A 15,138-nucleotide genomic window follows, 5' to 3' on the forward strand; every position below is an offset into this window, starting at 1 on the left:
AAGCGATGAACTCTCTCTACGAAGAGCTGCTGGCCGCGATCCACAGCGTCTGGCACCGTCGCTGGATTGCCCTGGGCATTGCCTGGGGCATCTGCCTGTTGGGCTGGCTGGTCGTGGCGCTGATCCCCAACAGCTACGAATCGCGTGCGCGCATTTTCATCCAGCTCGACGATGCGTTGGCGGAGCAGGTCGGCATCGGCGTGGCCGACAAGAAGCGTGACATCGAACGCATCCGCCAGACCCTGACGAGCGCGGTGAACCTTGAAAAGGTCGTGCGCTCGACGCGCATCGGCGACACCATCGAATCGCCCAAGCAGATGGAAGCCGCGGTCCTGGCCCTGGCCGACAACGTCAAGGTGATCAGCCAGCAGGACAACCTCTTCGAGATCACGGCGAACGCCAGCTATTCCTCGTTCTCCGATGCGGAAAACGCCAGGCTTGCCCAGAATATCGCCCAGAAGCTGATCGACATCTTCCGCGAGGAGAACCTCTCGGGCAATCGCGGCGAGATGGTCGAGACGCTGGAGTTCGTGAACCAGCAGCTTGCCCAACGCGAGAAGGAACTGGAATCGGCCGAGCAGAAGCGCACCGCTTTCGAGGCCGAGCATCCGGAATTCGCACTGGGCGGGGCAGCCAGCGCGCAGCGGCTTGAATCCTCACGCGCCGAACTGCGCGGCGTGGAGGCCGATCTGGCTGCCGCGCAGGCTGCGCTTGCGGCCATCGACGGTCAGCTTGCCGGTACGCCCAGAACCATCCCAGGCGGCAGCGCCGGCGGTGCATCGGCGGCCCTGGCGCAGGCTCAGTCCAACCTTGCCTCGCTGCGCGCACGCGGGCTCACCGAAGAGCATCCCGACGTGATCGCTGCGCGCAATCAGATTGCCGCGCTCAAAGGCCCGGCCGCGCAGGAAGCGGCCAGCGGCGTCGGCGCCCCGAACCCCGCTTATACGTCCCTGCAGTCGATTCGGGCCGAGCGGCAGGCCAATGTCCAGGCGCTCATTTCGCGCAAGGCCGCGCTGCAGTCCGACCTTGCCGGGCTGACCGCGCAGGCGATCCAGAATCCGGAACTCGCCAGCCAGGCCCAGCGTATCAACCGCGACTATGACGTGCTGCGCTCTCAGTACGACAAGCTCCTGCAGGACCGCGAGGAACTGCGCCTGCGCGGGGAAGTGAAGACCGAGCGCGAGGCAGTGAAGTTCGAAGTCGTCGATCCGCCGACGACGCCGCGCAAGCCCGTGGCGCCCAATCGCCCGGTCCTGCTGCTGGGCGTGCTGATCGTCGGCATCGGCGGTGGCTGCGCGGGTGCCTTCGCGCTCGGCAAGGTGCGCTCCGTCTACGCGACGGCAGCCGGACTGGAGCGTTCGATCGGCCTGCCGGTGCTCGGCGCGATCTCGCAGAACCTGACCGATGCGGCCCGCGCGCTGCGCAAGCGCCGCCTCAAGTACTTCTATGGCGCCAGCGCTGCGCTTTGCGGGCTCTTCGTCGTGCTGCTCGCGGTCGAATTCATCCAGCGCGGCATGGTGGCCTGAGGGGAACGAGCGATGACCGAGCACACCCGCATCCCGCTTCCCGGCAAAGCCGCTTCCGGTGGATCGCTGATCGAGCGTGCCACTGGCGGCCTCGATCTCAACAGCCTGATCGCAAGGCCCGCGCCGATCCCCGCCGATGTGGTGAGCAGGATCCGCAAGCCGGCGCCGCCCGTTGTCGATCAGCCGCCAGTTGCGCAGGCTCCGCAGGCGCATGCCGCCGTCGAGGCTTCTGAACAAGTTGCTGAAGCGGCTCCCGCGCCGCAACCGATACCCGAGCCGTTGGAACGCACCGAATTTCACGGCACGCATCATCCTGTCGACCGCGATCGTTTGCGCGATCAGGGCCTGATCGTGCCCGAAGGGACAGTGACCGCGAGCCTTGAGGAGTTCCGCATCGTCAAGCGGCAGCTCCTGCTCCAGTGCGCAGACCTGCGCCGCCAGAACGCCGGTCCTTCCGCGCAGCGCCTGCTCATCAGCTCGCCGCACCCGGGCGAGGGCAAGACCTACTGCGCGCTTAACCTTGCGCTTTCGATCGCGGCCGAGAAGGAAAGCGAAGTTCTTCTCGTCGATGCCGACTTTGCCAAGCCGTCGATCCTCTCAGCGCTCGGGCTGCCCGGCGGTCCGGGGCTGATGGATGCGCTCATGGATGAGAGCGTCGATGTCAGCGATTGCGTGCTGGGAACCGACATTCCCGGTCTGTGGGTGCTGCCGGCCGGCGATACCTCGAACACCGATAGCGAATACCTTTCCAGTTCTCGCACTCGCCGCGTGCTCGACCGCCTGACGCAAGGCGCGCCCAATCGCGTGGTGATCTTCGATTCGCCGCCCGCTCTGGCGGCCTCGCCCGCTGCCGAACTTGCCAAGTATGTCGGTCAGGCGGTGGTGATCGTGCGCGCGGACAGCACCGGGCAGGGCGCGCTGGAGGATGCGATCTCTCTGCTCAACGGCTGCCCCAATGTGCAACTGCTCCTGAACGCGGCGCAATTCAGCCCGAGCGGCCGCCGTTTCGGCACTTACTACGGGTACAAGGGATGATGGCGAAGCAACGCCTCCGGACCGGCCTGATCGGCCTGGCGACGATGGCTGCGCTGGTGGCCTTGTCGCTGCCCGTCGCCTCGCACGCACAGACGCTTGGATACGAAGGTGCCGGTGGCGGCGGCATGGACGGCGGCGATGCGCCCGAGGGTCCGGCCTCCGAGACTTACGCGCCCGGCAAGGCTGCCAAGCGCGGCGGCAAGGGGCAGGGCGGACGCCGCCTGGTGATCCAGCCCTATATCGAGCTTGACCAGATCGTCGACGCCCAGCTTTCGCCGGGTGACGATGTGCTGACCTACACGCAAGTCGCGGTCGGCGTGGATGCCAGCATTTCCGGGCAGCGCAATGCGGTTTCGGCCTCGATCCGCTACCAGCGCCAGATCGGCTGGAGCGACAATGCCCGCGATGGCGATGCGATCAGCGGCATCGTGCGCGGCTATGCCACCGTGGCTCCGGGCGTGACGCTGGAGGCCGGGGCACTGGCTACCCAGGTCAATGTCGAGAACGGCGGATCGGCGCTTGCAAGCTCCACCTTTGGCGACAATTCGTCCTCGAATATCTACTCGATCTATGCTGGCCCCTCGGTGGCGACGCGCGCCGGCGATGTGGCAATCAATGCCAATTACCGTGCCGGCTACACCAAGGTCGAACAGCCCAGTGCCTATGTCGCCAGCCCGGGCAGCGCAGCGGCCGACGTCTTCGACGAAAGCGTTTCCCAGGTGGCCGACATCGAGGCGGGAGTTGCGCCATACGAGATTCTGCCCGTCGGGTTGGGCGTTGCCGGCAGCTTCTATCAGGAAGACATCTCCAACCTCGACCAGCGCGTGCGTGACATGCAGGCGCGCGCCATGGTTACGGTGCCGGTCAGCCGCACCGTTCAGGTTGTCGGTGCGGTCGGATACGAGGACGTCGAGGTCTCCAGCCGCGATGCCGTGCGCGATGCGGACGGGAACCCGGTCATCGGCCGGAACGGACGCTACAGGACCGACAAGAGCGCGCCGCGTGAGATCGCCTATGACGTCGAAGGCTTGATCTGGGATGTCGCGGTGATGTGGCGGCCAAGCCGCCGCACGTCGCTTTCGGCCCATGTCGGGCGCCGTTACGGGGCGACCAGCTTCGGCGGCACGTTGGCCTATGCGCCCAACGATCGCAGCCAGCTCAGCGTTGCGGTCTATGACAACGTTGCGGGCTTCGGCGGACAGCTCAATCGTTTCCTCGATGAATTGCCTGACGATTTCGAGGCTGTGCGCGATCCGATCACCGGCCAGCTGCGCGGCTGCGTGGATTCGCTGGAAGGCAGCAATTGCCTTGCCGGTGCGCTCGGTTCGGTGCGTTCGGCCACGTTCCGTTCGCGCGGGGTGACGGCCAGCTATTCGATGAAGCTCGGCCGCCTCAATGCCGGGATCGGCGCAGGTTACGACCGGCGCAAGTTCCTTGCATCCGAAGGCACGATCCTTGCGTCGGCCAATGGCATTATCGACGAAAGCTACTGGCTGGCCGCCTACCTGAGCGGTGATCTGGGGCGTGACGCCGGCTGGAGCACCAATGTCTACGCCAACTGGATCGCCAGTTCCGATCCGCTGGTCGGCGACGTGACCGGCTATGGTGCCACGGCGGCCTATTACCGCCTGCTTACACAGCGCCTGCGGGCAACTGCGGCGCTCGGGATCAACGGGGCGACCCGCGACGATCCTTCCATTGACGATATCTGGACCGCATCGGCCCTGGTCGGCCTGCGGTACGCGTTCTGAAGTCCCAAGGAGGACGAGAGATGTTCGACGATTTCTACGGGTTCGAGAGCCGCCCGTTCCAATTGACGCCCGATCCGGCGTTCTATTTCGAGAGCCGGACGCACCGCAAGGCGCTGTCCTACCTCGGCTATGGCCTCGCCCAGGGTGAAGGCTTCGTCGTCATCACCGGCGAAGTGGGCGCGGGCAAGTCGACGCTTGTCGCGCACCTCATGGCAACGATCGATCCCAGCCGCCTGACTGCGGCGCAAGTCGTCACCAGCGCGCTCGATGGCGAGGAGATCGTCCATGTCGTCGCGCAGGCTTTCGGGCTTGCGGTCGCCGGGCACGACAAGGCCTCGGCGCTGGGCGCGATCGAAGGCTTCCTGCATGAGGAAGCGCGCCAGGGCCGCCGCTGCCTGCTGATCGTCGACGAGGCGCAGAATCTCACTGTCTCTGCGCTCGAAGAGCTGCGCATGCTTTCCAACTTCCAGCTCGGATCGCATCCGCTGCTGCAGACGCTTCTGCTTGGCCAGCCCGAATTCCGCTCGACCTTGCTGGAGAGCGGGGAACTGGAGCAGCTGCGCCAGCGCGTCATTGCCACCCACCACCTCGAGGCGATGCAGGCCGACGAAGTGCAGGCCTATATCGAACACCGCCTTGGCTGCGTGGGCTGGCAGGGCAATCCGCAGTTCGATGCGCAAGTTTTCGCCGGGATCTTCGAGGCGACCGGCGGCGTGCCCCGGCGCATCAACCAGCTCGTCAATCGCCTGCTGCTGCTGGGTGCGGTCGAGCAGCGTTGCGTCATCGACGGCGAGGTTCTGGCTCAGGTCCTTGCCGAACTGGACGCGGACGGTTCGATCTCGCTTGTGAGCCGCAAGGCTCCCGAGCCCGAGGCCGAGCCCGAGGCCGCTGCAATGCAGGGCGAGGCGGCCGAACCCGCGGTTTCGCCGCGCGGGGAAGAAGCACGCACGGAAGCTGTCCCGGGCGGCATCGACAGCGATGAAGTCGCCGCGATCATCGAAGCTGCAATGGCCGACCGCGACGCCCAGATCACTGAACTGCAACAGGCCGTGCTCGAACTCGCGATGGCGGCCGAAGCGCGCGAGCATGAAGCTGCCGATGCCGGGCAGGCGCAAGTGGCGTCGCTCGAAGCGCAGCTTCAGGCGATGTCCGGCCATGTCTCGGATCTCGAGGCGCGCCTTGCCGAGCATGACCGCATGCTGCGCCATACCCTGACGATGCTGATTGAGTGGATCGAAGGCGGCGAGGGCCAGCGCCGCGCTGCCTGAGAGCCCCAGCCTTCGTCCGCGCATGACCGGAGTGAGCCCGATGCCCGCCAGTCCCCAGATCAACGGTCTCTCGGTCGATGTCGAGGACTGGTTCCAGGTCGGCGCCTTCGAAACCGTCATCGCGCGTGATGACTGGTCCAGGCTGGCGGACCGGGTCGAGCGCAATTGCGATACCATCCTTGAAATGTTCTGCGATGCGGGCGTTAAGGGGACTTTCTTCACGCTGGGCTGGGTGGCCGAGCGTCACGGTCCGCTGATGCGCCGCATCGCGGCCGAAGGGCATGAAGTGGCAAGCCATGGCTGGGACCATGAGCGCGTCTTCCGCCTTGGCGCAGACGGCTTCGCGCGCGATCTCGAACGCAGCCGCAAGGCCATTGAGGACGCCGCCGGGGTCGCTGTAACCGGCTACCGGGCGCCGAGCTTCTCCATCGATGCGCGCACGGCATGGGCTTTCGAGGTGCTGGCTGTGCAGGGCTATGCCTACAGCTCCAGTGTCGCGCCTATCGCCCACGATCACTACGGCTGGCGCGAGGCGCCGCGCTTCGCCTTTCATCCGCTGGCAGGCAGCGATCTCGTCGAGATCCCGGTCACCACCGCGACTTTCGCCGGACGCCGTCTTGCCGCAGGTGGAGGCGGCTTCTTCCGCGTCCTGCCCTATGGCTTTTCGCGCTGGGCGATCCGGCAAGTGAATCGCGAGGAGGGGCGACCGGCGGTGTTCTACTTCCACCCCTGGGAAATCGATCCCGACCAGCCGCGCGTCGAGAATGCGCCGCTGCGCTCGCGTCTGCGGCACTACACCAATCTCGATGTCATGGCGGGTAAGCTGCGCCAGCTTATCGACGAGTTCAGCTGGGGCCGCATGGACGATCTCGCCGCGCGCGAATCGGACAGGGCCATGGCGCTGGCGGCGTGAACGCACCCTTCGCCCCGACCCGCGCACAGGTGCGGCTGGCCGACCTGGCCGATCCGGGCGAGATCGCTCGGCTCGAAGGCTATGTCGCGGCGCATCCGCAAGCTACGCCCTTCCATCGTCCGGCCTGGTTCGTGGCCACCGCCCGCGCCACCGGAAACCGCGCGTTCGCACTGGTGCAGGAGCGGCATGGCGAGATCGTTGCGTTCCTTCCGCTCAGTGCGATCCATTCGCCCATCTTCGGAAACATGCTGGCCTCCAGCGGCTTTGCCGTCGGCGGCGGCTTGCTGGCGGACGACGGCGCCGAGCCTGCAGAGGTGCTGCGCGCTGCCGAGGAACTGGCGCTGCGTCTCTCCTGCCCGACAATCGAGCTGCGCGGCGGCGCACTTCCCGACGCGGGGCAGGGCTGGGTGCTCAAGAGCGAATCGCACTGCAACTTCGCCCGGCCCCTGGCGGCGGACGACGAGGCGGAATTGCTCACGGTCCCGCGCAAGCAGCGCGCCGAAGTCCGCAAGTCGCTCGCGAACGACCTGACTGTCGAGATCGGCACCTCCGAGCGCGACCGGGCTGCGCACTATGCGGTCTTTGCCGAGAGTTATCGCAATCTGGGCACGCCGGTATTCCCGCGCGGGTTGCTCGACGCCGTCGTCGATGCTTTCGGCGAGGATGCGGACATCCTGACCGTCCGGCACGAAGGACGTCCTCTCGCCAGCGTGATCACGGTCTATCACCGGGGCGCGGCGATGCCCTATTGGGGCGGAGGCACCCGGGAGGCGCGGCGCCTGCGCGCGAACGACCGGATGTACTTCGAGCTCATGCTCCACGCCCGCCGCCGCGGGTGCACTGCGTTCGACTTCGGCCGGTCCAAGACCGGAAGCGGAGCCTATCATTTCAAGCGCAACTGGGGCTTCGAGCCCGAAGCGCTGACTTATGCCAGCTGGACCGCTCCCGGAGCCCGAGCGCGCGAGGCCGACCCGGCCAGCGCCAAGCTGTCGCTGCAGATCGCGCTCTGGCAGAAACTGCCGCTGGGCATTGCCAATCGCCTTGGGCCGCTGATTGCCCGGGGGATCGGCTGATGGGCGAGATCCTGTTCCTGTCCCACCGCATTCCGTTCCCTCCCGACCGGGGCGACAAGATCCGCTCGCACCATGTTCTCAAGGCATTGGCCGGCATGGCTCCCGTCCATGTCGCCACTTTCGCCGACGACGAGCAGGACTTTGCCAGCGAAGCGGATCTCGCGGCGATTGCGGCCAGCCATCGGCTGCTGCGCCGGACGAAGCCCCTGCCGCTTGCCGCGTTCGAGGCCCTTTCTGGCGGCAAGCCGGTCAGCCTCACCGCCTTTCACGACCGTCGCCTGAAGGCCTGGGTGCGCGACACGCTGCGCGACCGGGACATCGACGTCATCTACGTTTTTTCGGGGCAGATGGCGCAATATGTGCCCGGCACCTTCACCGGCCGCGTCGTGGCGGATCTGGTCGACGTCGATTCGGCCAAGTTCGACGCCTATGGAGCCAACGCAAAGGGCCTGCGCAGCTGGATCGATCGGCGCGAAGGCCGCGTCCTCGGCGCGGAAGAAGCGCGCATCGTCCGCCGCGCCGATGCAAGCCTGCTGATCAGTCCCCTCGAAGCCGAATTGCTGCTTTCGCGACTGCCGCCGGACCTTGCGGCAAGTGCAAAGGTCCACGCGATGGGCAATGGTCTCGACAGCACGTATTTCGACCCGGCCGTGGTTAAGCCTGAGCCGCGCATCGTGCAGTCGGGCGGTCCCCGCATCATCTTTACCGGGCAAATGGATTACGCGCCCAATGTGGCTGCGGTGCTGCGGGCCATCGACCGCATCATGCCCGCCGTCCGCTCGGCTTGCGGACATGCGACCCTGCATGTCGTGGGGCGCAATCCGGTCGACGCATTGCTAGCGCGCGATGGCGTGAACGGCACGCGGATCTGGGGACGCGTCGACGATATTCGCCCGTGGCTTGCAGGTGCGGATCTCGCGCTGGTGCCGTTGGAGATCGCGCGCGGCGTGCAGAACAAGGTGCTTGAAGCGATGGCGATGGAATTGCCGGTGATTCTCACGCCCGGAGCGGCCAACGGTATCGATGCCGTCAATGGGCGCGACTTTCGCATTGCCGATGGCGACGCCGCGATGGCAGGGGCGATCCTTGCCATTTCCCAGAGCGCCGCGCGCAGGCAGGCCAAGGGATCGGCGGCACGCCGTTGGATCGTCGAGAACGCAAGCTGGCCGGCCGCGCTTGCACGCTTGCCCGAATTCATCGGGGGCTCCGATGCCCGAATGAACGCGGTTGCCTGACATGCGTTCCTTGGCTGCCGTTCTCAATTTCGGCGAAAGTCCGATCCCTGAAAGCTGGCGCGGGCCGCTGCTGCGACTGGCGGGAGTCTGGCTCGTTCTGGTCTTCACGTTCGCTGCGGACTGGGCGGCGATGGCACGTCAGTGGTGGGACATTTCCACATACAATCATGTTCTTCTGATCCCGCCGATCCTCGGCTGGCTGGTCTGGCAGCGCTGGGGCGAACTGCGCAAGATTGCGCCACAATGCTGGTGGCCGGGTCTGCTCCTGTTCGGAGGCGCTGCCTTCATCTGGTTGCTGGGCGCGATGTCGGGACTGGACCTTGCGCGCCAGGCCGGGGCTATCGCCATGCTCGGCGCAAGCGTCCCGCTGCTGCTGGGGCCGCAGGTCAGCGCCGGGTTGCTCTTCCCGCTTTGCTACCTCGCCTTCCTCGTCCCGCTGGGCGAGGAACTGGTGACCATTCTGCAGATGATCACTGCCGATATCACCGTTGCGCTCACCCATCTGAGCGGGATCCCGGCGGTCATCGACGGCGTCTTCATCGATACCCCTGCAGGCCTGTTCGAAGTGGCGGAAGCCTGTTCGGGCGTGAAGTTCCTGATCGCTATGGTCGCGTTCGGCGTGCTCACTGCCAATGTCTGCTTCATCAGCTGGCCGCGCCGGATCGTCATGGTCGGGGCCTGTGTGCTCGTGCCGATCCTTGCCAATGGCGTAAGGGCATGGGGCACGATCTACGCCGCACAGTGGTTCGGCGCGGACGTGGCGGCAGGTTTCGATCACATTGTCTATGGCTGGTTCTTTTTCGCCATCGTGCTGGGGCTCGTGATCCTTGGCGCCTGGCGGTTTTTCGACCGACCGCTGGCAGATCCGATGATCGATGCCGAAGCGATAGGCCGCAGCAGGCTGGTAGGTCGCCTTTCCGCAATGCAGGTGCGGCCTGCGTTCGCGCTGCTGGGCCTTGTTGCGCTGATGCTCCTCGCACGTGGCTGGGCCTATGGAGCCGATCGGATTGCCGCGCCCCTGCCGCCGCAAATAGAGCTTCCTGCGGTCTCCGGCTGGACGCGCGCGGACTATTCGCCGTCGATCTGGTGGGAACCGCAGGCGTCCGGCGCCGATCATCGCCTGCTCGGAAGCTATGTCGACGGCGAGGGGCGCAAGGTCGATGTGTTCCTGGCGCTCTATGCGTCGCAGGGGGAAGGGCGCGAAGCCGGAGGATTCGGGCAGGGCGCGCTGATGCCGGACAGTGCCTGGGCTTGGCAGAGCCCGGGCAGGGCCTTCCCGGAGGGCAGGAGCGAGCGACTGCTCGGCGCCGGCAAGGTCGAGCGGCTGGCCGTCACCTGGTATCGCAACGGAGATCTGGTCACAGGCAGCAATGCGCGCCTCAAGCTGGCCGTGATCGGCAATCATCTTCTCCTGCGGAGACGCCCGACGACCATGCTGATCGTCTCGGCCGAGGAAACTCCTGCCAAGCCTGCTGCCGAGGCCATATCGCATTTCCTGTCATCCACCGGGCCGCCAGGCGCGTGGATGGACCGCGTCGAACAACTCCGGTAGGTACGCGAGTGCATGTGCGGCATTGCCGGAATCTATCATCTTGAAACGCCAAAGCCCGTCGACCCCGCCAGGGTCGAGGCGATGTGCGATGCGATGGTCCATCGCGGGCCTGACGGGCACGGGGTTTGGACGGCGCCGGGCGTAGGGCTGGGGCATCGACGCCTGTCGATCATCGATCTTGCGGGCTCTCCACAGCCGATGGCCTCCAGCGATGGCCGCGCGATGCTGGTCTTCAACGGCGAGATCTACAACTACCGCGAGCTGCGCCAGGAACTGCGCAAGACCGGCGCGATGTTCCATACCGACGGCGACAGCGAGGTCATTCTTGCTGCATGGCAGCGCTGGGGCCCCGAATGCGTCAGCCGCCTGCACGGCATGTTCGCTTTCGCGATCTACGACTGCGAGGCGCGCACGCTTTTCCTGGCCCGGGACCGACTGGGCGTGAAGCCCCTGTTCATGGCGCCATTGAGCGACGGCAGCCTCGCTTTCGGTTCGGAACTCAAGGCGCTGCTGGCGCATCCCCTGCTGCGGCGGGACGTCGATCCCTTGGCCGTGGAGGATTACCTGGCCTGGGGCTACGTGCCGGACAGTCGCTCGATGATCAAAGGGGTCATGAAGCTTCCCGCGGGCCATTCGCTGCTTCTCCAGCACGGCAAGCCGTTGCCTGCGCCCCGGCAGTACTGGGACGTCTCCTTCGCCGAGCGGAGCAAGGGGAAGGTTGAGGACCTCGAGGCCGAATTGCTGCACCTGATGCGGCAGGCGGTGACTTCGCGCATGGTGGCCGACGTCCCGCTCGGGGCATTCCTTTCAGGCGGCGTCGACAGCTCGAGCGTGGTGGCCCTGATGGCGGAGGCCTCTTCGCAGGCCGTGCGCACCTGTTCCATCGGCTTCGACGTCGCCGCGCTCGACGAGACAGCATATGCCAGCCAGGTCGCGGAGCGTTACGGCACCGATCACCAGGCTCGGCAGGTCTCCCCGGACGACTTCGGGATGATCGATACGCTGGCGGGCATGTTCGACGAGCCATTCGCCGATGCCTCGGCGCTGCCGACTTGGCGGGTGTGCCAGCTTGCACGCGAAAGCGTGACAGTCGCTCTGTCCGGTGACGGCGCGGACGAAGCGCTTGCCGGTTATCGCCGGCACCTTTTCCAGCACGGCGAGGATCGCGTTCGCGCGCTTCTGCCGCAATCGGTGCGCGGTCCGGTGTTCGGAGGGCTGGGTGCGATCTATCCCAAGGCTGACTGGGCGCCGCGGCCCCTGCGGGCAAAGACGACGCTGCTTTCGCTCGCGGGCGATTCAGCCGAGGGCTATGCGCGTGCGATCGGCTTCACTTCGCCGGAACTGCGCGAAAGCCTCTATTCCCCGGAATACCTGCGACTTCGCGGGGACTACCGGGCCGAGACACCGCTGCTGGAACTGATGCGCGGCGCGCCCGCGCGCTCGGGGCTGGACCGCGCGCAATATGCGGACCTCAAGGCGTGGCTTCCGGGGGATATCCTGACCAAGGTCGACCGTACGAGCATGGCGGTCAGCCTTGAAGCGCGCGAGCCCTTGCTCGATCACCGATTGATCGAATTCGCCGCCAGCCTGCCCGAATCGATGCGCGTGCGCAGCGGGCAGGGCAAGTGGCTGATGAAGCGCACGATGCGGCGCTTCCTGCCGGACGACATCCTTTATCGCCCCAAGCAGGGCTTCGTGACGCCGATTGCCCAGTGGTTTCGCGGTCCGCTCGCCCAGGTTGCCCGGGATGCCTGTTCCAGTCCCCAGCTGGCGCGAACCGGCTGGTTCGACAGCCGTCGCCTGTCGGGCCTGGTCGATGCGCATCTGGCGGGAACTTCGGACAATTCCCGGCTGCTCTGGCAGTTGCTGATGCTTGAGAAGGCATTTACCAAGTTGGGTATTGCCTGAACCCGCCTGCGTGCTGGACGAAACGGTGTATTCCTGCCTGTGTAAAAGCCGGGAATTAACTACACCCAATCTTAGGACATTTACTCTAGGCCATCCCTGAGAAGCGTCATCGAAGGACGTGTATGAAGGTCAAGGTCTACGATTCTCGGGCGGAAAAAGCGGACGATTCCCGCAGCGCTGACGCGTATCTGCCGTCCGTTGATGCGTCGGCACCAAGGGTGAGGCCGAAATGACCGATCTCAAGGCCCGTTTCCGCAAGTTCTGGAGCAATGCCCGCTTCCGCATCGTCTTCTGGGCGACGCTGACCGGCGTTCTGTGCGGCGTTTCGGGTGTCGGCCTGCCGGTCGAGGATGTGATTGGCAGTATACGCGATTATCTACGGCGGCATCCCTCGAACGGAGAAATTGCGCTCGTTCTCCAAGACAGTCGAACGCTTGACGAGCTTGGTGCCATTGATGTGACCAGGGCTGAAGACGCCAAGGTGACCGCAGCGCTCTTCGCGGCTGGCGCAAAGCGCGTTTTCTTCGATCGTGGGTTGCGTTACGACGATTCTGACAACGGTAATAAGCAATTCGTCGATGTGCTGAAGAAGCACCCTGGGCAGGTCTTTCTCAGTGCCATGCCCAGCAGCGACGGCGCAGGCGGTAATCACGCAAGCGTTTTGCCGTCCGTGACTTTCAGGGAGAATGCCAAGGTGGTGTCCGCCCTGGCCTTGCATCATCCCTTCAACCTCAATGTAAGTTGGCCGTATTCGTCGAATAGTGCGATTGGGGTAATTCCTAGTTTGCCGGCTGCAATCGCAGGGGTGGAGCAAGGGCCCGATCTCCTTTTTCAGCCCGACTATTCGATCGACTATCGGACAATACCCACCAGCAGCTACATAGATGTGCTTCGCGGAGACTTCGAGAAATCGAACGTCGCCGGGAAGGATGTCATCATTGCACCCGGGTCGATCGCATATAACGACATTCATCCATTGCCCGGCGGGCAGGGGTACGCACCAGGCGGCTATTTCCACGCTATCGCGGCTGAGACACTAAAGCGCGGATTGCCGATGGATGTGGGCTGGATTCCTCCATTCCTGCTTGTTTGCGCCATTGTGATTTCCGGCTTTGGGCGTGGTCGCGTCTTCGACGTTTACCGCTTTTCGGGTCTAGCGCTGGTCCTGATCGCGGCGCCATTCGTACTGAATTATGTAAACATCAAGGTGGATATATTTCCTGCGCTTGCCGTTGCCGCCGTGGCGGTCTTCCGCATGCGTAACCTCGATCGCGTGGAGGTCGCGGGAGAGACCAATGCGGGCTCGGGGCTCCCGAGTGTGCAGGCACTGCGCAATTTCGACGCGATGTCCACCAAGATCCTGGTTGCACTGAAGATTCGCAATTACGGAGCCATCATTGGTAGCTTTGCCGAGCATGTGGAGGCGCAAGTCGCGCATGAAATCGTGCGGCGTATCCGCATCAGCGATCACGACGTGACCGTCTATCATGAAAGCGGCATGTTCCTGTGGCTGTCGAACATTCGCAGTACGTTCGATCTCTTCGAGAACCTTGAGGGGCTGCATCGCATCGTTCAGAACGGCATTCAGGTCAGCGGCATGGATATCGACCTCTCCTTCAACTGCGGCATCGATTCAGAGTTCGACCGGACGGTCTCCAGCCGCGTGGCAAGCGCGATGCAGTCGGCAGAGGAAGCGGTTCGCAACGACGAACTCGTCTATCAGCACGATAGCCGCCGTCATGAGGCGCAGTGGGAACTTTCGCTTCTGACCCAGCTCGATCGCGCTATCGACAATGGCGAAGTCTGGGTCGCCTATCAGCCCAAGCTTGACGTGAAGTCCAATCGCATTGCCGGTGCTGAGGCGTTGGTGCGCTGGACGCACCCGGAACGTGGACCGATCAGCCCGGACAAGTTCATCCGCATTGCCGAGGAATTCCACCGGATCGAACGCATAACCCGCTTCGTCGTCAACGAAGCGGTGCGTTCTGCCGTCAACCTCGCGCGGCTGGGCTACGACTTCTCGATGTCGGTCAACATTTCGGCGCAATTGCTGCGCAATCCGGGCCTTCCGGGAATGATTTCAGAGATTCTCGCCGCGCACGGTCTGCCGCCGGAGAAGCTGGTCCTGGAAATCACCGAGACCGATCGTCTCGATCGCAGTTCGCGAACGTTCCAGATGCTCCAGCGCCTGGTCCAGTCCGGGCTGCGCTTGTCGATCGATGATTTCGGCACGGGCAATGCGACGATCGACTACTTGCGCTACCTCCCGGCCGCAGAGGTTAAGATCGACAAGGTCTTCATCCAGGCCATGGAAGCGAACAAGGAGGACTACCTGCTCGTCCAGTCGATCATCGAAATGGCCCATTCACTCGATCGCATTGTCGTTGCTGAAGGGGTGGAAACCGGGACCGCGCTCGAGATTCTCAAGGGCATGGGATGCGACACCATCCAGGGCTACTACGTCAGTCGTCCGGTGCCGTTTCCTGATCTGATCGATAATATCGAAAGGAAGCAGGCCCGAATGAATGGTTAAAAAAGTCTTGCTGACATCTTAACTCATTGTTATCCATATGGGCAGCCGCAAAAAACGCGGCGGTTCACATGGGGAAATACAATGTACAGCTGGCTTTGGGGCGGCTTCGGTCGCTAAAAATCGGACAGTCGGCGACCTCTTCGGGAGTAAATGTCTCGGCAGGTCGCGGCGTCTTTCAATACCCGTTTCTAAGCATTTATCGCTCTGAATCAGGTATTTAACGGATATATTTAAATCCGTGATTAAGCGCTCTGGCCGCGTTGGCTCAGGGCGCTTTTGATATTTGGGCTTTGGCTGGGCGCGTCTCGCGCGATGCTCGCAGGACCTGGCTGATGACCCGATCC

The 15,138-nt window shown here is 64.4% G+C and carries 10 protein-coding genes; all 10 read left to right on the top strand.

Translation table 11 applies throughout. From position 1 onward, the window contains the following. The first annotated feature begins 5 nt into the window (after positions 1-5). Positions 6-1,526 (top strand): XrtA system polysaccharide chain length determinant, encoded by a 1,521-nt coding sequence (locus tag PP1Y_RS16970; RefSeq protein ID WP_013833320.1) that lies wholly within the window; start codon positions 6-8, stop codon positions 1,524-1,526. Between the two features lie 12 nt (positions 1,527-1,538). Then, positions 1,539-2,561 (top strand): AAA family ATPase, encoded by a 1,023-nt coding sequence (locus PP1Y_RS16975; protein WP_013833321.1) that lies wholly within the window; start codon positions 1,539-1,541, stop codon positions 2,559-2,561. Beyond that, the gene (locus tag PP1Y_RS16980; protein WP_041558944.1) at positions 2,558-4,312 is read left to right on the top strand and encodes a hypothetical protein; all 1,755 of its coding nucleotides are present in this window, start codon (positions 2,558-2,560) and stop codon (positions 4,310-4,312) included. Before PP1Y_RS16975 ends, PP1Y_RS16980 begins: the two co-directional genes overlap by 4 nt. Positions 4,313-4,332: 20 nt before the next feature. Next, on the top strand, positions 4,333-5,580 hold the full coding sequence (locus PP1Y_RS16985; protein ID WP_013833323.1) for an XrtA/PEP-CTERM system-associated ATPase: 1,248 nt from the start codon (positions 4,333-4,335) through the stop codon (positions 5,578-5,580). A gap of 40 nt (positions 5,581-5,620) precedes the next feature. After that, positions 5,621-6,493 (top strand): XrtA system polysaccharide deacetylase, encoded by an 873-nt coding sequence (locus PP1Y_RS16990; RefSeq protein ID WP_013833324.1) that lies wholly within the window; start codon positions 5,621-5,623, stop codon positions 6,491-6,493. Then, a complete protein-coding gene (locus tag PP1Y_RS16995; RefSeq protein ID WP_013833325.1) occupies positions 6,490-7,566 on the top strand; it encodes a FemAB family XrtA/PEP-CTERM system-associated protein in 1,077 nt (358 codons plus the stop codon). The genes PP1Y_RS16990 and PP1Y_RS16995 overlap by 4 nt, the downstream gene beginning before the upstream one ends. After that, on the top strand, positions 7,566-8,801 hold the full coding sequence (locus tag PP1Y_RS17000; RefSeq protein WP_013833326.1) for a TIGR03087 family PEP-CTERM/XrtA system glycosyltransferase: 1,236 nt from the start codon (positions 7,566-7,568) through the stop codon (positions 8,799-8,801). Before PP1Y_RS16995 ends, PP1Y_RS17000 begins: the two co-directional genes overlap by 1 nt. Position 8,802: 1 nt before the next feature. Further along, the gene (xrtA, locus tag PP1Y_RS17005) at positions 8,803-10,353 is read left to right on the top strand and encodes an exosortase A (RefSeq protein ID WP_013833327.1); all 1,551 of its coding nucleotides are present in this window, start codon (positions 8,803-8,805) and stop codon (positions 10,351-10,353) included. Between the two features lie 12 nt (positions 10,354-10,365). Further along, a complete protein-coding gene (locus PP1Y_RS17010; RefSeq protein WP_013833328.1) occupies positions 10,366-12,261 on the top strand; it encodes an XrtA/PEP-CTERM system amidotransferase in 1,896 nt (631 codons plus the stop codon). 229 nt (positions 12,262-12,490) lie between these two features. Continuing rightward, positions 12,491-14,794: an EAL domain-containing protein gene (locus PP1Y_RS17015; protein ID WP_007011111.1), complete on the top strand. Its 2,304-nt coding sequence runs from the start codon at positions 12,491-12,493 to the stop codon at positions 14,792-14,794. Positions 14,795-15,138 lie beyond the last annotated feature (344 nt).

It is taken from the genome of Novosphingobium sp. PP1Y (assembly GCF_000253255.1).
Lineage (GTDB): Bacteria > Pseudomonadota > Alphaproteobacteria > Sphingomonadales > Sphingomonadaceae > Novosphingobium.